At 67.5% G+C, this 18,503-nt stretch carries 17 protein-coding genes; 3 read left to right on the top strand and 14 right to left on the bottom strand.

What is annotated here, in order from left to right; translation table 11 throughout:
* Window positions 1–301 precede the first annotated feature (301 nt).
* On the bottom strand, window positions 302–1,291 hold the full coding sequence (locus ACZ2IA_RS19775) for a GlxA family transcriptional regulator (RefSeq protein ID WP_470294309.1): 990 nt from the start codon (window positions 1,289–1,291) through the stop codon (window positions 302–304).
* A gap of 136 nt (window positions 1,292–1,427) precedes the next feature.
* Here ACZ2IA_RS19775 and ACZ2IA_RS19770 point away from each other — a divergent pair, with 136 nt between their 5' ends.
* The 3 genes from ACZ2IA_RS19770 to ACZ2IA_RS19760 all read left to right on the top strand — a co-directional run bounded on the left by ACZ2IA_RS19770 (window position 1,428) and on the right by ACZ2IA_RS19760 (window position 3,202).
* Entirely contained in the window at window positions 1,428–1,904 is a 477-nt protein-coding gene (locus ACZ2IA_RS19770) for a cupin domain-containing protein (RefSeq protein WP_470294308.1), read from the top strand.
* A 212-nt stretch (window positions 1,905–2,116) separates the two neighbouring features.
* Window positions 2,117–2,572: an MEKHLA domain-containing protein gene (locus tag ACZ2IA_RS19765; protein ID WP_470294307.1), complete on the top strand. Its 456-nt coding sequence runs from the start codon at window positions 2,117–2,119 to the stop codon at window positions 2,570–2,572.
* A gap of 108 nt (window positions 2,573–2,680) precedes the next feature.
* Window positions 2,681–3,202, top strand: a complete 522-nt coding sequence (locus tag ACZ2IA_RS19760; RefSeq protein ID WP_470294306.1) for a DUF1643 domain-containing protein — start codon at window positions 2,681–2,683, stop codon at window positions 3,200–3,202.
* A 211-nt stretch (window positions 3,203–3,413) separates the two neighbouring features.
* Here ACZ2IA_RS19760 and ACZ2IA_RS19755 read toward each other — a convergent pair whose 3' ends face one another.
* The 13 genes from ACZ2IA_RS19755 to ACZ2IA_RS19695 all read right to left on the bottom strand — a co-directional run bounded on the left by ACZ2IA_RS19755 (window position 3,414) and on the right by ACZ2IA_RS19695 (window position 18,496).
* Window positions 3,414–4,238 carry a ferritin-like domain-containing protein gene (locus tag ACZ2IA_RS19755; protein WP_470294305.1) on the bottom strand — a complete coding sequence of 275 codons (825 nt, stop codon included), beginning with the start codon at window positions 4,236–4,238 and terminating at the stop codon, window positions 3,414–3,416.
* 146 nt (window positions 4,239–4,384) lie between these two features.
* Complete coding sequence (locus ACZ2IA_RS19750) at window positions 4,385–5,743, bottom strand: DUF1254 domain-containing protein (protein WP_470294304.1); 1,359 nt, start codon at window positions 5,741–5,743, stop codon at window positions 4,385–4,387.
* 96 nt (window positions 5,744–5,839) lie between these two features.
* Complete coding sequence (locus ACZ2IA_RS19745) at window positions 5,840–8,218, bottom strand: efflux RND transporter permease subunit (RefSeq protein WP_470294303.1); 2,379 nt, start codon at window positions 8,216–8,218, stop codon at window positions 5,840–5,842.
* Entirely contained in the window at window positions 8,219–9,205 is a 987-nt protein-coding gene (locus tag ACZ2IA_RS19740) for a WD40/YVTN/BNR-like repeat-containing protein (RefSeq protein ID WP_470294302.1), read from the bottom strand.
* 191 nt (window positions 9,206–9,396) lie between these two features.
* Window positions 9,397–9,573, bottom strand: a complete 177-nt coding sequence (locus tag ACZ2IA_RS19735) for a hypothetical protein (protein WP_470294301.1) — start codon at window positions 9,571–9,573, stop codon at window positions 9,397–9,399.
* A gap of 312 nt (window positions 9,574–9,885) precedes the next feature.
* The gene (locus ACZ2IA_RS19730; protein WP_470294300.1) at window positions 9,886–10,269 is read right to left on the bottom strand and encodes a steroid Delta-isomerase; all 384 of its coding nucleotides are present in this window, start codon (window positions 10,267–10,269) and stop codon (window positions 9,886–9,888) included.
* Between the two features lie 162 nt (window positions 10,270–10,431).
* Entirely contained in the window at window positions 10,432–11,643 is a 1,212-nt protein-coding gene (locus tag ACZ2IA_RS19725) for an acetyl-CoA C-acyltransferase (protein ID WP_470294299.1), read from the bottom strand.
* A gap of 4 nt (window positions 11,644–11,647) precedes the next feature.
* Window positions 11,648–12,121, bottom strand: coding sequence for a MaoC family dehydratase (locus ACZ2IA_RS19720; protein WP_470294298.1), 474 nt, complete (start codon window positions 12,119–12,121; stop codon window positions 11,648–11,650).
* A gap of 7 nt (window positions 12,122–12,128) precedes the next feature.
* The gene (locus ACZ2IA_RS19715; protein WP_470294297.1) at window positions 12,129–12,917 is read right to left on the bottom strand and encodes an SDR family oxidoreductase; all 789 of its coding nucleotides are present in this window, start codon (window positions 12,915–12,917) and stop codon (window positions 12,129–12,131) included.
* A 152-nt stretch (window positions 12,918–13,069) separates the two neighbouring features.
* Window positions 13,070–14,254: an acyl-CoA dehydrogenase family protein gene (locus ACZ2IA_RS19710; RefSeq protein ID WP_470294296.1), complete on the bottom strand. Its 1,185-nt coding sequence runs from the start codon at window positions 14,252–14,254 to the stop codon at window positions 13,070–13,072.
* Window positions 14,251–15,390 (bottom strand): acyl-CoA dehydrogenase family protein, encoded by a 1,140-nt coding sequence (locus ACZ2IA_RS19705; protein WP_470294295.1) that lies wholly within the window; start codon window positions 15,388–15,390, stop codon window positions 14,251–14,253. Before ACZ2IA_RS19705 ends, ACZ2IA_RS19710 begins: the two co-directional genes overlap by 4 nt.
* A 143-nt stretch (window positions 15,391–15,533) precedes the next feature.
* Complete coding sequence (locus ACZ2IA_RS19700; protein WP_470294294.1) at window positions 15,534–16,412, bottom strand: SDR family oxidoreductase; 879 nt, start codon at window positions 16,410–16,412, stop codon at window positions 15,534–15,536.
* Window positions 16,413–17,347: 935 nt separating this feature from the next.
* Window positions 17,348–18,496, bottom strand: a complete 1,149-nt coding sequence (locus tag ACZ2IA_RS19695) for an acetyl-CoA C-acetyltransferase (RefSeq protein WP_470294293.1) — start codon at window positions 18,494–18,496, stop codon at window positions 17,348–17,350.
* Between the last annotated feature and the right edge of the window lie 7 nt (window positions 18,497–18,503).

Genomic DNA, 18,503 nt, shown 5'->3' with positions numbered 1-18,503 from the left:
GACTTCGTTGCCCTCAAGATCGGCACCCTGCAACGGTCCGTGCCAACCGGGTCGGGCTTCGTTTTTACACAGCCTGGTTCCTAAACAGACATTCACAAGCCTTGGTTGCCACGCAGATTTCCGTCTAGCAAGCCTGTTCGGCTACCGCGAAACTTCCGCAGCGGCGCGCTTCTGACCGTTCGACACCGGCTCGTTGCCGCTGGCCTTGGCAACCAGACGAGCCTCCAAACCTTTGCTGATCAGCCTGACGATGAAAAAACGCGCTCCCAAGTTGGAGCGCGTTCTGTTTTCGGAACCCGGCTCAGCGCCCCTGCCCACCCGGCGCGAAGCGGCGCCGGTACTCGGCCGGCGAGCAGTGCAGCTCGCGGCTGAACAGCCGGCGGAACGCGCCGACGTCGCTATAGCCGACCCGCGCCACGATCTCATCGAGCCCCAGCGCGGTGCTCTCCAGCAGCCGGCGGGCGGTTTGCAGACGCAGCTGCTGCAGGTAGTGCAGCGGCGTCTCACCCAGCACCTGGCGAAAGCGCCGCATCACGGTGCGCTCGCTGGCGCCGACCGCCGCCGCCAGCTCGTCCAGCCGGTACGGCCGCGTCAGGTTGTCGAGCAGCCAGCCCTGGCAGCGCAGCACCAGCGCATCGTTATGACCGACGAACTCCTGCAGGCTGGCGTACGGCGCCTGTGTGATCCGATTGGTGTCGACCAGCATGATCCGCGCGCAGGCCAGCGCTAGGTCGGCGCCGCCATGGCGTTCCACCAGGCGCAGCACCAGGTCGAGATAGGCGGTGGTTGCGCCGCCGCACATGAGCCGCGGCGCCTCGGTCAGCATCGCGTACGGTTCCAGCGCCACCTGCGGGTAACGCGCCCGGAACCACGGCAGCAGCCACCAGCTGATCGTGGCAGCCCGTCCGGCGAGCAGGCCGCTTTCGGCCAACAGTGCGACGCCGGTGCAGTTGGCGGCGATCAGCTTGCCATCGCCGTACCAGCGATGCAGGCGCTCGTACAGCACGCGCTCGCGCTCGAGCCGGGCCTCGAAGTCGGCCAGGCTGCGATAGGCGATGCCCGGCAACAGCACGGTGCCGGCACGAGCGGCCTCCGAGAAATCGCCGTCGGCCGCCAGGCGCAGGCCGCTGGACGACGTCACCGGCGCGCCGTCGGCGCTGAGCAGCCGCCAGCGGAATACCGCCTCACCGTTGCGGGCGGCCAAGCGGTTGGCCAGGTCGAACAGGTCCAGCATCCCGGTGACACCGCCGGCAAAGAACGACTCCGGCAGCAGAATGGCAATCTCGTGCATGGGCGGATTGGCGATATCGGCTTTTAAAATGTCGATATTGCCACTTCAATGGCATAGGCGCCACGCCTAGACTGGTCGGCGCTACCGTCGTAGGACGGTGGCGCGACCACGGATCGATAGAGTCAAGGAGATGAGCATGGACGACACAACACTGGCGGTGCGCCACGGCGCGCACTACAGCCACGCCACACTCGGCGCGCTGGACGGCCTGGCGCAGTACCGCTTTGCACTGCCGGCGCTGGGCGGGCTCAAGGTGCCGGGCAAGGTGTTCTTGCAGGAAGCGTTGGCGCTGACCGGCGCGGAGATCTCGTTCAACACCCTGCCGCCGGGCACCGGCACCCCGTTTCTGCACCGCCATCGCGAGCACGAAGAGGTGTATCTATTCCTGCGCGGAACCGGCGAATTCCTGGTCGACGATGAACTACTGGAAGTGGCAGAAGGCTCGGTGATCCGGGTGGCGCCGCCGGCGGCACGGGCTTTTCGCAACACCGGCGACGAGCCGCTCTTGTTCATCGTTCTGCAGGTCAAGCAAGACAGCCTGCACGCCGCCACCGTCGAGGACGGCGTGCTGCTGCCCGACCCGCCGGCCTGGCCGTCCGCGGCGGCGGCCTGAGCCCCGACCCGCGGCTGCCGGGCGGGGTGGGTGCAGGCTGTACCTGTAGCAAGACGCGCCCTTGATCGGGCGCGTTTTTTCATAGGGACACGCCTCTCTGCTATGGGCAGAAGACACGATCCGGCCGCGTGGCGCATAATCATTCTCCGTGGCGAACGGCGCTTCCCTCGCGTCTGCTCGCGGTAAGCCCCCTTCACTCCCACCCCCTAAATATGTCACTGGCCCTCGACCCCGATTTCTGCGCCCTCATTGCGGATAGCCACCTCCGTTTGGTTGGCGTTCCCCTGCTGAATTCCGACGTTCTGCCGGCCGATGCCGCTCGCTGGCTCTACGAGGATGCGCCATTTTGCGTGGTGACCCACAACACCGACGGCGATCCGCGCTTCGTTTACGCCAATAGGGCGGCGCAGCGCTGTTTCGAGTACAGCTGGGAGGAAATGACGGCCCTGCGCTCCCGACTGTCCGCGGAACAGCCGAACCGGGAAGAGCGGGAGCGCCTCCTCGAAGCGGTGCGAACCCGGGGCTACGCGAGCGGCTATCGCGGCCTGCGTATCTCGAAGTCCGGAAGACGCTTCTGGATCGAGGATGTCACCGTCTGGAATCTTGTCGATCGCAACGGCGTGAATCACGGCCAGGCCGCGACCTACCGTCGCTGGACCGACGCCTGATCTATGTGAAGGTGGCGGCATGCTGCTGCCCGGGCCTGGCCATCTGCGACGGCGGCTCAACCGCCGCACCTTGATCCCGGGCCCTCCTTCACAAGCCGGGTTCACACCGTGTACGACATCTACTCGAATGCCTGCGCAGATGCCTGGCGCTTTACTCTTGGAAAGTCGGGGCAGCGTAAGCTGCTTACGATAGGCCTCAACCCCAGCACGGCCACGAGGGTGAAGTCAGACGCCACCGTCGCCAAGGTAGAACAGGTGGCGCAGCGTAACGGCTTTGACGGTTTTGTCATGCTCAACCTGTATCCCGTTCGCGCCCCCAACTTCAGAGACTTGCCGCGGAACGCAGACAGAACCGCCTTCGTTGAGAACCTCGAGCACATCGAGGCGGTGATCGCGGCGGAATCCGGACCAGTGGTCTGGGCCGCCTGGGGCGAAGGCATCTTGACCCGAGACTTCTTCGTAGAGGCCTGCGTCGAGCTGTTCGCCAGGCTGCAGAAATATCCGGTCACTTGGCTGCGCTTCGGCGAGCTAACGGCTAAAGGCCATCCGCGCCATCCGTCGCGCCTGAAGTACACGTGGGAATTTGCTCCGTTGGAGGTGGAGAGCTATGTGCGCACCCTACGCAGCTGACCACTCGTTCCGGCGGAGCTGGCTATGGCAACCGCTGAGTTCCAACGTCAGGGATGAAAAGCGCTGAAGCGTAAAGGTTGGCCGAACCTGTTCCATCGGTTGGTGTTTGGCGGCTGGAGGCAAGAGACAACCTCAGTCAAGTTTCAACTCAGTCAATAAAAATCGGGGCAGTGCCCCGGCTTTTTTCATGCTGCAACCGAATGGGCTTTTGCTAATGCAACGCCCAGCCGACCGCCCGGGCCAGCGGCCCGTGTAGCGCATGGGCAAACCGCGGCGGCAAATCGAGCGGTTTGAGCAGCATCTTGACGGCCATCTCGACTGGGTAATGACGTTTTAACTGCTGGCCAAGCCGCCTGCTGAGCGCCCGGAACTGGGCCTGGTCGTCTTTCGCTTCGGGCTGGCGAACGACAAACGCATGCCACAACGCGCATTCCCCATCGCCCCTGCGCGCTTCGAGCACGCGCCTGCCGACGGCGGCCATGACGCGCAGGCGTCCGGGCGATTCGCAACTGCAGTACAGGCGGAAATAGCGGTAGAAATGTTTGTAGTGGTTGATTTCGTCTGCCCTGATTCGGGCTGCGATGCCGGCCAATACCGGCTCGACGGCTTGCGCTGCCAACGCCTGATAGAAGGTGACCGTCCCGGTTTCGATCACGCAGCGGGCGGCCATCTCGAGGACCCGGGTGGGCTCGAATGCGTCGACGGTGCATTGCCGCGAATAGTCGGCGAGAAACGACGCGTAGGCCCGCTTCCAGTCGAACTCCGGCCAGACATGGCAGACATAGGCTCGCAAGGCACGGCCATGCCGCATTTCCTCGACCTGCCAACGGCGGCTCAGCCAATCGGTCACCTCGTCGTCGCCATCGAAATAGCCCGCCAGGTTGCCGGTGTAGAGGTCGGCACCGCTTTCGATGAACGAAGCGGCGGTCACCAAGTAAAACAAGTCTTCTTGCGCCTTGACGGACGCCGTTTCTATCGAAGCCAGGGGAAGCCGATCGAGGTCCCAACCCGATGCCATGATCGCCTGTTCCTGCATCGCGAATTCTCCCTTAGCCCTAGCCGCACAAGACCTTATCGAACCTTAGACGGAAAACGACAAACGGCCCAGCGCCTGAACCGACGCTGGGCCGGGGTGTCATTGGACGCATGGCCCGATGCCGCTGCCCGTACCCCAAGGCCCCGCTAATCCAGCGCCTCGACCTGCGGCATCCGGAACGTCCCGGCCAGCACCGCGCCGGTCGGGATATAGGCGCGTGCGAACAGCGAGAAGCGCCGCCCGTCGGCCGGGGTCGGCAGCCAGTTGGCCTGCCGGGCGGCCGGGGCAGTTGGCTGCAGCCAGATGTCGATGCTGCCGTCGGCGTTGCTTGCGAGCGTCGGCGAGCGGCTGCCGAGGTGGTAGCGCTTGAGCGGGTTGGCGGCGAGGAACTGGCCGTCGCGATCGACCGCGTACAGGCTGACCGACCAGAACGCCTTGGCCGGGATGCCGCCCGGCGGCAGGTGCAGCCGGTAGCGCTTCGCCCCGTCGAGCGGCTGGCCGGCCGCGTCACGAAACGTCGTCCAGTAATTGGCCTCGCTGCGGGTCAGCCCAAGCATGCCCATGCCCAGCGCCAGCGAGCCGGCGCGCAGCGAGTAATCCATTTCGGTGGTGCCGAGCTTCGCGCCCGGCGGGCTGTAGTCGATCCAGCCGCTGGCGGCGCCGGCGGCGAGATAGCCCTTCATGAAGCCGGTGACCAGCTCCGGATAGCGTGCCCGCCACTGCGCGCGCTGTGCGTCGGAGAGGCTAGCCCAACTGCAGTCGCGGCCGCAGATGCCCACCTGCCGGTAGCGGGCCAGCAGCGCCCGATCCCGCGCCGGCGGCGGGTCGAGCGCCAGCATCTGGTTGACCACGTCGACGAAGTTGGCCGCATCGCCGGGTTTAGGGGCCAGGCGTCGCTGCGGTGCGACGCCGTCGCAGGCTTGGCTCAGCGTAAAGCCGTCCTGCACCGCGTTGGCGGCCGCCTGATCGGCCGGGCCGTCGACCGCGACGCGCAGGTTGACGTAGACATCGTTGGTCGGCGCGCGCACCAGCGTCGTGCCGGCCGGCGCCACCCCTTGCCAGAGCGGCCCGACCAGCCAGTAGTGCTGCGCCGCACTGCCGGTGCTGCGCGCGCCGGCGTAGAAGAAAGTGTTCGAATAGAAGTCGATCAGCGTCAGCACGGTGTAGCGGCCGTGCGTGTCCGGCGTGTCGACGCGCACCGGGCCGTGCGCCAGGTCGAGCCAGGCGGTGGAATACAAGGCGTCGACGATAGGCGCGTTGGCCCAGCGGTCGGCCGGCGTGGCGATATGGCGCGAGTGCGCGAAGCAGTTGAGCACCGTGCTGGTGCGCGCGTCGTGAGTCTCTAGCGCCGTCCAGCGGTATTCGGACAGCCGGTACAGCAGAAAGCCGTAATAGAACGCCTCGCCGATCAGCGCCGCGTCGTTATCCTGCGCCGACGCGCCCACCGCCGGCAGCAGCGCACCCAGGGTCGCCAGCAACACGCCGGCCTTCGCTCGCAGTTTCATGAAATCCCCCTTGCTTCGGGCGTCGGATGAGTGATCCGAATGGCCAAACCGCCACGCACCGATCCCGGGGCGTGGCGGTGTCGATACGGTATGGCGTCAGCTACCCGCCTTGGACAGCACCACCTGTTCCTTTTCCTGCCGGGCGGTGTCGCCGACGCCGAGCCACGCGGCCAGCGCAGGCAGCAGGAACACCGCGCCGAGCAGGTTCACCAGGAACATGAACGCGAGGAGGATGCCCATGTCGGCCTGGAACTTCAGCGCAGACAGCGCCCAGGTGGCGACGCCGGCCGCCATCGTCACCGCGGTGAATGCCGCGGCAGTGCCGCGCTGGCACATCGCCTGGTAGAACGCCTCGCGCAGGCCCTGGCCCTCGTGCTGCATCTGGTGCTGGATGCGCTCGAACAGGTAGATGCCGTAGTCGACGCCGACGCCGACGCCGAGCGCGATCACCGGCAGCGTCGACACCTTGAGGCCGATACCGAGCGTCGCCATCAGTGCGTTGCACAGGATAGACACGATGGTCAGCGGCACGATGATGCACAGCACCGCGCGCCAGGAGCGGAAGGTGATGAAACACAGCAAGGCGATCGCGCCGAAGATCGACAGCAGCATCGTCACCTCGGCGTTCTCGACCGCCTCGTTGGTCGCCGCCATCACCCCGACGTTGCCGCCTGCCAGCCGGAAGCGCAGGTTCGGCAGCTGTTCGGCGGCGATGAAGCGCTTCGCCTCGGCGACGATGTGCGCGACGGTGGTGCCCTGGTGGTCTTTCGGATAGATCAGGATCTGGATCGCGCCGCAGCCGTCGGTGTTGAGGCCGAGGTCGGGGTTGAAGCCGTTGGCGCCCTGGGTCAGCCCTTCGCGGTTGCGCGGCAGCGCGGCCCAGCGCGGATGGCCCTCGTTACTGGCGGCGATCGACACCTTGGCGGCCGACGGCACGCTGAACACCGAGTGCACACCGGCGACGCCGCGCATGAACAATTCGAAGCGGTCGATCGCCGCCATCACCGGGTAGTGCAGGCAGGCGTCGTCGAAACCCTTGGTCTCGGCGACCACCGTGAGCACGTCGACACCGACGTTGTAGTGGCTGACGATCGCCTGGTTGTCGCGGTTGTAGCGAGAGTCGTCGCGCAGCTCCGGCACGCCGCTGCCGATGTCGCCGGTGGCAAGGTGCCGCGACAGCAGGGTGCCGCCGGCCAGGAGCACGATCGCCACCGCGAACGCGAGCAAACCCTTCTTGCGCTCGGCAAAGCCCGAGATCGCCCACCACAGCGGGTGACGCCGGCTTGCGTCGTAGCGGCTGCGGCTGGCGGCCGGTTCCAGCTTCAAATAGGACAGCACCACCGGCAGCATCATCTTGTTGGTGACGATCATCAGCGACACCCCCAGACACGCAGTCAGTCCCAGCTCGCGCACGATCGCGATGTCAATGTGCATGATCACCATGAAGCCGAGCGCGTTGGTCAAGAGCGCCACCGAGCCCGGCACGAACAGCTTGCGAAACGCCAGCCGCGCGGCCTGCTCGGAGCCGGCGCCGGCGAGCTTCTCCTGCTTCCACGCGTTGGTCATCTGCACCGCGTGCGACACGCCGATCGAGAAGATCAGGAACGGCACCAGGATAGACATCGGGTCGATACCCTGGCCGAACAGCGGCAGCAGGCCGAGCAGCCACACCACCGGCAGCAGCGCGACCAGCAGCGCCACCACGGTCAGCTTCAGCGAACGGCTGTAGACGAACAGCAGCAGCGCGGTGATCGCGAACGCCACCACGAAGAACACCAGCACGCCGTTGAGCCCGGCCTCGACGTCGCCGATCAGCTTGGCGAAGCCGGTGATGTTGACCTCGACATTGTCGTGGCCAAAATGCTGGCGGATCTCCTCTAGCCGACGGGCGACGTCAACGTAGTCGAGCCGCTCGCCGGTGGCCGGGTTCACTTCCAGCAGTTCGGCGCGGATCAGCGCGCCCTTCAGGTCGTTGGACACCAGGCTGCCGATCTCGCCGGAGCGGGCGACGTTGCGGCGCACCGTGTCGAGGTCGGCCTGGCTGCCGGTGAAGTGCGCCGGCACCACCACGTCACCGACGTAGCCCTTCTCGGTCACCTCGATGTAGCGCACGTTCGGCGTGAACAACGAGAACACCCGGGTGCGTTCGACGCCGGGGATGAAGAACACCTCGTCGGTGGCCTTTCGGAGCGTGTCGAGGAACTGCGGGTTGTAGATGTCGCCCCTCCCCTTCCAGCGCAGGTTGACGACGATGCGGTTGGCACCGGAGAAGGTCTGCGCGTATTGCACGAAGGTGCGCATGTACTCGTGCTTGAGCGGGATCATCTTGTTGAAGCCCGGATCGAGCTTCAGCTGGGTAGCGGTGTAGCCGAACAGCGCGGTCAGCGCGACAAACAGGATCAACAGCGGCCGGCGCCAGGCGATCAGCGCGTCGGCGGCACGGTCCAGCAGTGACTTGGCAGAAATCTTCATCATTCAGCTCCGTGGCGTGGCGGATGGGCGGGATGGAGCGGCGGACAGCGCGGCGTCGCGCGCCACGCCGGTCTCGCCGGCGGTGAACACGGCGCCGTCGCGGCCGGCGAGCACCGCGGTCAGGCTCTGCTTACCGCCGGCACGCACCACGCGGAACTGCTGGCCGCGGTCGGCCGACTCGAGCACCGTGCCGCCCTGGCCGACCAGCACCACGCGGCCGTCGGCCAGACGTGCGCCGCCGAACAGCGTCGCCGGGATCGGCACCGCCACCGGCTGCCAGCTCGCGCCGTCGTCGCTGCTCTTGAACACATGGCCGCGCATGCCGTAGGCCAGCCACTCGCCTTGGCCCAAAGCGAGCACGCCGAACAGCGAGCCCTCGTAGAACGGCGGCTGCTTCTGCCAGCTGGCGCCGCCGTCGCTCGAGCGCAGCAAGGTGCCCTGCTCGCCGACCAGCACCCGCGTGCCGGCGGCGCCGTCCATGCCGTACAGATGACGCTCGTCGACGTCGATCTTTTGCGCCGTCCAGTGCGCGCCGCCGTCGGTCGAGCGCAACAGTTGGCCGAAGCTGCCGTAGGCGAACAGCGGCCCCTTGCCGTCGCCCCACACGCCGAGCAGCGGGTCGCTGCGCTTGGCGTCGAACGCCACCTCCTGCCAGTGGCGGCCGCCGTCCTGGCTCCGCACGATCCAGCCGTCGTGGCCGACCGCCACGCCGTTGTCCGGCGAGGTGAAAGCCACCTGGGTCAAGGCCGAGTCGCGGCCACGGGCGATGTCGGCTTCCTGCCAGCGGGTGCCGCCGTCGGCCGAATACAGGATGTGGCCCTGTTCGCCGACCGCGACCACCCGGTCGCCAGCCTGCGCGACGCCGTTGACGATCAGCTCGCTGGCGTCGAGCCGGCTTGGCCGAAAGCTGGGCATCGGCCGAGGGGAAAAGGCCACCAGCGCCGCGATCAGCGTGATCAGCGACATGGCGAGCCCGACGAGTTTGGTCATGGGGGTTCTCCTCTCGTTGTGGGTGCCGGCAGCCACCGGCCCGTGTTGTTTGCAGCGATTGTTCGGACGAGACGGACTTGCCGGCATCGTCCGAATGGAGGAGCTACGTCGATGCGGCCGAAAACCGGGCACGGCCGTGCCCCGGCCCCACATCTCGGCCCTTGCCAACGCGGGTACGGCGGTCGCGGTGTTCAGCCAGGCCGGCGCTGGAAGAACGCCAGCCCGTCCGGCGGCATGCTGCGGCCGACGCAGGAGAGGGAACCGTCCGAGTCGGCACAGGCGTGTACCTCGGCCGAACCGAAACGGAGCACGTAGACGGTGGCGGCCAGTACCGCCAGCACTACGACACAGACGACGAGCTTGATCATGGGGTCTCTCCTTCGCGGTGGCGCGGTCCGTGGCGTGGTCGCCCGGCCGGTTTTTTTGGCCAGTATTCGGAGCAGGCCGAGCCGGCCGCATCGTCCGAATGGAGGAGCGTTGGCTTTTCAAGAAGACAAAAAAACGCCTGCCCGGCCGGATCACGGCAGGAGCAGGACGCGAGAGGGAGCTGCCGAGAAATGAATATACTGGCGCCGCCAACAGAACCCAGCGAAGCGGTTCCGGCTAGGAGCCCTGCCGAAAACAGTACAAGTAGTACGGCTAGGCAGGGCGACAACGCCGGAAGGGTTCTGTTAGTGATCTCAGAGCGGCGTCGCGTCGTCCGGCCCCCAATACGCCTTCATGCTGGCGATGCGGCCGTCGGCATCGAAGGTCATCACGTCGATCACGCTGATGCGCTGACCCTGGCCGGGCACGCCGACCAGCACGTCGAACGCCATCGCCGCCGCGTTGCCGTGCGAGGCGCGGATCGGCGCCGCCGGCTCCAGCCGTAGCGGCATGCCGGCCACCTTGCGGTAGAACGCCTCGACCGCGGCGCGGCCGACCAGCGGCGGGCTGCCGACCGGGTCTTCGACGGTGGGGTTGTCGTTGTAGAGCGCCAGCACCGCGTCGGCGTCGTTGCGGTTGAGGGCATCCAGATAGCCCTGCAGCGTGGCGCGCATGGCTTCGGTAGAGAGTTGGCTCATTCATTGCTCCATTAGGATGGATTCAAGGTAGCCCGGGGGGAGCGTAGCGAGCCCGGGGCGGCGCCTTGCGCCGCTCGTGTTATCCGTTACCACTTCCACTACAGCGCGTGCTGCACGCGCCCCCGGACTCGCTGCGCTCCTCCGGGCTACGGCATAAAACCTTCAGGCGATCTCGAACAGCGCCGCCGCGCCCATGCCGCCGCCGATGCACATCGCCACCACCGCGTAGCGCACGCCGCGGCGGCGACCCTCGAGCAGCGCGTGGCCGGTCAGGCGCGCGCCCGACATACCGAACGGGTGGCCGATCGCGATCGCGCCGCCGTTCACATTGAGCCGGTCGGCCGGGATGCCGAGCTGGTCACGGCAATACAGTACCTGGCAAGCGAACGCCTCGTTGATCTCCCACAGACCGATGTCGCCGACGGTCAGGCCGTGGCGCTTCAGCAGTTTCGGGATCGCATAGACCGGGCCGATGCCCATCTCGTCGGCCGCGCAGCCGGCCACCGCCAAACCGCGATACACACCGAGCGGCGCGAGACCGCGCTCCAGCGCCTCGTGGCGGCTCATCACCAACACCGCCGCCGCACCGTCGGACAGCTGCGAGGCGTTGCCGGCGGTGATGAACTCGCCCTGGGCAACCCACGCCCCGCCCTTCCACACCGGCTTGAGCGCTGCCAGGCTTTCGGCCGACGTGTCGGCGCGGTTGCACTCGTCACGCGTGAGTGTCACCGCCTCGGACCCCACCACCTCGCCCGCCTTGTCGTAGAGCAACTTGGTCGAAGTCAGCGGCACGATCTCCTCGTCGAAGCGCCCGGCGGCCTGCGCGGCGGCGGTGCGCTGCTGGCTCTGTAGCGAGTAGTCGTCCTGTGCCGCGCGGCCGATGCCATAGCGGCGCGACACCAGCTCGGCGGTCTCGATCATCGGGATGTAGGCGGCCGGCACGGCGGCGATCGCCGCCTGCGACTGAGCGCGGAAGGTGTTCTTGTGCGCGTTCTGCGTCAGCGAGATCGATTCGAGGCCGCCGGCGATCACGATGTCCTGCTCACCGGCCATGATGGTCTTGGCGGCGCTGGCGATGGTCATCAGCCCCGAAGCGCACATCCGGTCGAGCGCCATGCCCGGCACCGTCTCGCCGAGGCCCGCCGTGTACGCACAGAGCCGCCCCAGGTTGTACGACTGGGTGCCCTGCTGCGCCGCGGCGCCGATCAGCACGTCGTCGATCGCTTGTCCTTCGACCCCGGCGCGCTCCAACACCGCGCGCACCACATGGCCGCCGAGCACCGGCGCCTCGGTGTCGTTGAAGGCGCCGCGAAACGCCTTGCCGATCGCGGTACGGGCGACCGAGACGATCACCGCTTCGTTCATTCTCGACATAGTTTCAATCCCTAAATGTGTAACGGCTGATGGTGTCGACGACGCAGGCCGGGCGCTCGCTGCCCTCGATCTCGACGGTGACGCGCACCGTCGCCTGTAGAGCCGCGCCTGCCGGCTCGACCTTGATGAGTTCCGCCCGACCGCGCACCCGCTGGCCGACCTTCACCGGCGCCGGGAAGCGCACCCGGTCGCAGCCGTAGTTGACGCCCATCGCCAGGTTCTGCACGTCCCAGATCTGCGGCAGGAAAGCGTTGACCAGAGACAGCGTCAGATAGCCGTGCGCGATGCAGGCGCCGAACGGGCCGTCTTTCGCACGGACCGGGTCGACGTGGATCCACTGCGCGTCGCCGGTCGCCTCGGCGAACAGGTCGATGCGCGGCTGCTCGATCGCCAGCCAGTCGGTGACGCCGAGCTCGCGGCCGACCGCGGCCTGCATCGCGGCCGGGGAATCGATCACGGTATGAAAGATGTCATTCATCGCCGCCTCACGCCTGTTGGCTGGAGGCGGAAATCACCTCGCCGGTCAGGTACGACGCGTAGTCGCTGGCGAGGAACATCATCACGTTGGCGATCTCCCATACCTCGGCGGCGCGGCCGAACGCCTCGCGCGACGCCAGTTGCTGCAGCAGCTCGGCCGGCGCGGACTTCTTCAGGAAGTCATGGAACGCGATCGACGGCGCCACCGCGTTGATGCGCACGCCGAACTCGGCCGCCTCGAGCGCCGAGCAGCGGGTCAGCGCCATCACCCCGGCCTTGGCCGCCGCGTAGTGTGCCTGCTCCTTCTGCGCGCGCCAGCCGAGCACCGAGGCGTTGTTGACGATCGCACCGCCACGGCCGCGCGCCTGCATCGTGCGCAGCATCGCGCGGGTCATCCGGAAGGTGCCGGTCAGCGTCACGTCGAGCACCCTGTGCCACTCGTCGTCGGTCATCTCTACGACCAGGCGCGAGCCGCCGAGGCCGGCGTTGTTGATCAGCACGTCGGTGCCGGCAAGCCGCTCCTCGGCGCTCGCGATCAGCGCCTGCACCTGTGCCTCGTCGGTGACGTCGGCCAGTTGGCCGAACACCGCGTCGAGGCTGGTATCGGCGCGCAGCCGCTCGACCGCTTCGGCCAACCTTTTCTCGTGCACGTCGGAAATCATCAGCGCGCGGCAGCCCTCCTCGGCGGCGCGCTGCGCGGCGGCGTAGCCGATGCCGGCGCCGGCCGCAGCGGTGATCAGCACCGACTTGCCCTTCAACAGGCCGTGGCCCGGAACGTACTGTGGAATCTGTGTCATGCGATGTTCCTTTTGCTTAAAGTCCTGCCTCTAACCCGGTAGCCCGGAGGAGCGCCCGCAGGGCCGAGTCCGGGGAGCTCCGGGGCCGATTCATGCCTATCACGCGGCCGGCGGGCCGCCCCCGGACTCGGCGCCCATGCGCCTCCTCCGGGCTACGTTGGAGACCGGCGCGTCTCTTTCGGCAGGCCCAGCGCACGCTCGGCGATCAGGTTGAGCTGGATTTCGTTGGTGCCGGCGTAGATCGTGTCGGAGCGGCTAAACAAATAAACCTGCTGCAGGCGGTTCAATTCGCCGGCTATCACGTCGCCGTCCGGCCCGAGCACGTCAGCGGCGAGCTGGCCCAGTTCGCGGTGCCAGTTCGACCAGGCGTACTTGTAGCTGAGCGCCTCGCGGCGCAGCTGCCCGTCGTCGGCGCCGGCCATCATCCTGAGCGCGTTGGCACGCAGCACCTTGAGCCCCAGCGCCGCGTCGGCGAGGCGGGTGCGGATCGCGGGAATGCGGGCCGCGCCGTTCTGCTTGGCGGTGGCAATCAGCAGCTCTAGCTCGTGCGCGAAGTGCATCTGCTGGCCCAGAGTCGACACGCCGCGCTCGAAGCCGAGCAAGGCCATCGCGATCTTCCAGCCCTCGCCCGGCGCTCCGACCACGTGTTCCGCACGTGCCACGGCGCCGTCGAAGAACACCTCGTTGAATTCGGACGTGCCGGTGAGTTGGCGGATCGGGCGTATCTCGACGCCGGGCTGATCGAGCGGCATCAACAGGAAGATCAGCCCCTGGTGGCCGCGCGAGCCGGGCTCGCAGCGCGCCAGCACGAAGATCCAGTCCGACTCGTGCGCGAGCGAGGTCCATACCTTCTGGCCGTGCACGCGCCAGTGGCCGGTTTCCGGGTCCTGCACCGCGCGGGTCTGCACGTTGGCGAGGTCCGAGCCGGCGTTCGGTTCCGAATAGCCCTGGCACCAGAACTCGGTGCCGGCGACGATGCCGGGCAGGAAACGTTGCTGCTGTTCGGGCGTGCCGAAGGCGATCAGCGTCGGACCGATCAGCCCCTCGCCGATATGGCCCATCCGCCCCGGCCCGCCGAGGCGCGCGTATTCCTCGTGGAACGCGACCTGCTCGGCGATGGAGAACCCTCGCCCGCCGTGCTCCTTCGGCCAACCGACGCAGGTCCAGCCACCGCGGGCGAGTTCCTGCTCCCAGGCCTTGCGCTCTTTGCCTAACGCGTCCTCGTCGCCGGGGCCGCCGCGATGACGCAGTTGGCCGAACGGCTCGGCGAGGCGCGGCGCCAGCCAGTCGGCCAGCTCGGCGCGCAGCGCCGAATGATCTTGTACGGACTCGCTCATGCGGCGTCCTCCAACAGTTGCGCGGCGACGCGTTCGCGCCAGGCGTCGGCGTTGCCGAGCCAGTGGCTGTAGGCTTGCGCGCGCTTGAAGTAGAGATGCGGGTCGTATTCCCAGGTGAAGCCGACGCCGCCGTGCAGTTGGATCGCCTCCTGCGCGGCAAAGCGCGCCGCCGCGTCAGCGAACGATTTGGCACTGGCGGCGGCGAGCAGCAGCTCGTCGTCCAAGACGCCTTCATCGATCTCGGCCGCCGCGCCGTACACCGCCGAGCGCGCCGCCTCGACCCTGACCATCATCTCGGCGCAGCGGTGCTTCACCGCCTGGAAGCCGGCGATGACCCGGCCGAACTGGACGCGCTCCTGCACATACGCAACGGTCAGGTCCAGGCACTGCTGCGCGAGGCCGAGCTGTTCGGCGGCGAGCGCGATGGCGGCGCGAGACAGCGCGCGCTGGAGGGCGGCCGCGTCGCCGCGATCGAGCCGCGCGTCGGCCGGCAGCCGCACCGCGGCTAGCTGCAGGTCGGCGAGCGGCCTGCCCTGATCGAGCGTGGCAAGCGGGGTCAGCGTCATGCCCTCGGCTCCGGCCGGCAGTGCGAACAGCGCGAGAGAGTCAACGTTGGCCGAAAGCCGTGCGGCGACGATCACGAGATCCGCACTCAAGGCATGCGGCACATGGCGACAGCGGCCGGACAGGACATAGCCGTCGCCGTCCTGCTCGGCACGGACGCCATCGCCGGCGGTGAAAGGGGCTAGCCCGCGCGCCGACAGCGCGACGGTGGCACTCGCTTCGCCACTGGCGATCGCCGGCAGCCAGCGCTGCTTTGCCTCCGGAGTGCCCGCTTCGGTCAACAGTGGCGAGACGAGGCAGGCGGTGGTGAAGAACGGCGCGGCGAGCAGGAAGCGCCCGGCCTGCTCCTGCAACAGCGCGAGCTCGAACAGGCCGAGCCCCATGCCGTCGTGTTCTTCGGCGATGGCGATGCCGCACCAGCCGAGCTCGCCGGCGATGCGCTGCCAGACTGCTGCATCGACGCCGCCGGCCTCGTGCGCGGCGCGCACCTTGGCCGAATCGCTGTACGCGGACAGGAAGTCTTCCGCCGCGTCGCGGATCATCTGCCGGTCCTGGTTAAGCGATAGATCCATGTATGAATTCCTCAATACGCGACTCGTAGCCCGGAAAAGCGAAGCGCATCCGGGGCGGCGCCAGACGCCGCTCTAGTCGTTGGCTCGCAAAAAGCGCATGTGCCGCATGCCCCCCGGACGCGGCCCGGCGGGCCTGCTCCGGGCTACGTCCCATACACCTTCTGCGCCGGCACCGCGCGGGCGAGCAGGCCGTCGACCGCCACGCCGACCTCGTCCGGTTGCCAGCGCGCGCCCTTGTCCACTTCAGGGCCGGCGCGCCAGCCGTCGGCGATCGAGATCTTGCCGCCGGCCGCCTCGAATACCTGGCCGGTCACGTGGCGCGACGCGGCGCTGCCGAGCCACACCACCAGCGGGGCGACATTGGCCGAATCCCAGAAGTCGAAGCCGCCGTCTTCCGGCACCTTCATCATCTCGGCGAACACCGTCTCGGTCATGCCGGTGCGAGCCGACGGAGCCAGCGCGTTGGCGGTGATGCCGTAGCGCGCGAGCTCGGCCGCCTGCACCAGGGTCAAGGCGGCGATGCCGGCCTTGGCGGCGCTGTAGTTGCTCTGCCCGATCGAGCCCTGCAGGCCGGCGCCGGAGCTGGTATTGATGATGCGAGCGTTGACCGCGATGCCGTCTTTCGCCTGGTCGCGCCAGCGCTTGGCGAGCACGTTGGCGAGGCAGAAATGGCCCTTCAGGTGCACGCGCATCACCGCGTCCCAGTCGTCTTCGGACAGGCTGACGAACATCCGGTCGCGGCAGACGCCGGCGTTGTTGACCAGCACGTGCACCTCGCCGAATGCCACGAGCGCCGCGTCGACGATGGCGCGCGCGCCGTCGGTGCTGGTGATGTCGTGGCTGTCGGCGAGCGCGTCGCCGCCGCCGGCGCGGATCTCGGCGACGACGGCCTCGGCCGCCTCGGCGCGCAGGTCGTTGACCAGCACCGCCGCGCCCTCGGCGGCGAACGCCAGCGCGTAGGCGCGGCCGAGTCCCCCGCCGGCGCCGGTAATGATGACGGTACGGTTGTCACAGATGCCCATCGTGCGTCCCCTTGCTGAGTGTCTTGCCATCCCGGACGGGCCGGGGGTTGGGGACAGCATCCGCTGATGGGGCGGTGGGGGCATCGTCCGAATTGCCTAGATGGGGAGATAAAGACGGTGCTCGACGGCACGGTGTCAGCGCGAGGCCAGATTGCCGGTCCCGCCTGTCTGGAGGGGGCGTTTCTTTTATCTCGCCAAAAGGAACGGAGCTTCGCGGATGGGGAAGAAAAGACGGTGCCGGACGGCACTGTTTCAGCGTGAGGCAAGATTGCCGGTCCCACCCGGCTGGCGGGTTCATTTCTTTTGCTTCGCCAAAAGAAACGAACCAAAGAAAAGGCGACCCCGGGATTGCCGCCCTTCGGGTTCCCGAAAAAATCCGGCCCGGCCAGGCGCCGCCGAACTCGCGATTCGCTAACATCGAATCGCTCAGACAAAGCGGCGGCTTAAAACCTGGCCGAACCGGATTTTTTCGGCGGCATCCAGGGGGATAGGCTGCTGTTTGTAGCGACTCCTTGAATGGAGCCGCCAACAAAGCCTTCTCCGATGTTGTTACGTTCACTTAGCGGTGCAGCTTGTCCTGCGCAACGGGGACACACCCATCGAGGACCGCGACACAGGGCTTTGTGAGCGCTTCAAACTCCGGAGCGTCCTCACCCCAAAGCCACTAACCGCGGCACTCGCCAATCCCCCTTCGAGCGCCGCCGGCCAAAAGCGCCTTGGCAAGGTTTTAAGCCGCCGTCTGTTCGAGCAGCGCGACGGTAGCGCGCTGAGAGTTCGGCGGCGCCTTGCCAAGGTGATTTTGGACGGGGTTTCGGCGCTCGCTGGGGTGCCCTTTGGGGGGCAGGGGGCTTTGGGCAAGCAAAGCCCCCTGCCCGTCTGCCGGGCGGAACCGGCCAGCCACAATCATCAGCACCAGCACCAGCACCGATGAAAAACTACAGCCTTTCAATAATCGTCACATTCGCCACCCCGCCCCCCTCGCACATCGTCTGCAAGCCATACCGCCCACCGCGCCGCTCCAACTCATGCAACAAGGTCGTCATCAACCGCGCGCCGGTCGCACCGAGCGGATGACCCAACCCGATCGCGCCGCCGTTCACATTGGTCAACTCGTGCGGGTAGCCGGTTTCCTTCAGCCAGGCCATCGCCACCGAGGCGAACGCCTCGTTGATCTCGACGAGATCGATATCGGCCAACGTCAGGCCGGCCAACTTCAGCGCCTTGGCGGTGGCCGGGATCGGCGCGGTCAGCATCCACACCGGGTCGTCGGCGGCGACACTGAGATGGCGGATCGCCGCGCGCGGGGTCAGGTTGTAGCGCTTCAGTGCCGCTTCGGACACCACGAGCAGCGCGGCGGCGGCGTCGCAGGTCTGGCTAGCCACCGCGGCGGTGAGCGGGCTGCCCGGTTCCAGCGGCTCCAGTTCGGCCATCTTGGCCAAGGACGTGTCGCGCGGCGTCTCGTCGACCGACAGGCCGGCGATCGGCACGATCTCGCGCTCGAAATAACCGTGCTCCTGCGCGTGGCGGGCGCGGCGGTGGCTCTCCAGTGCGTAGGCTTCCATATCGCCGCGGGTGCAGCCCCAGCGCTCGGCGATCAATTTCGCCGCGTGGAACTGCGACACCGGCTGGTCGCCAAAGCGCTCGCGCCAGCCGACGCTGCCGGAGAACGGATCGGCGAAACCCAAGGGTTGTCCGGCCAGCATCGCCGACGAGATCGGGATGCGGCTCATCGTCTGCACGCCGCCGGCGACGACGACATGCTGCGTGCCGCTCATCACCGCCTGCGCGGCGAAGTGCACCGCCTGCTGCGAGGAGCCGCACTGGCGGTCGACGGTGACGCCGGGCACGGAGAGAGGCAGGCCGGCGGCCAGCCAGCTGCTGCGCGCGATATTGCCGGCCAAGGGGCCGATGGTGTCGACGCAGCCGAAGATCACGTCGTCGTACTCGTCGGCCGGAATGTCGTTGCGCTCGACCAGCTCTCGCAGCACGTGGGCGCCGAGGTCGGCGCCGTGGATGTCGGCCAGGCTGCCGCGGCGCTTGCCGGTGGGGGTGCGCAGCGCGTCGACGATATAGGCTGTTTTCATGATGACT

The sequence above is a fragment of the Crenobacter sp. CS_VA4 genome, from assembly GCF_055597485.1.
This window is presented reverse-complemented; position numbering and strand designations above follow the sequence as displayed.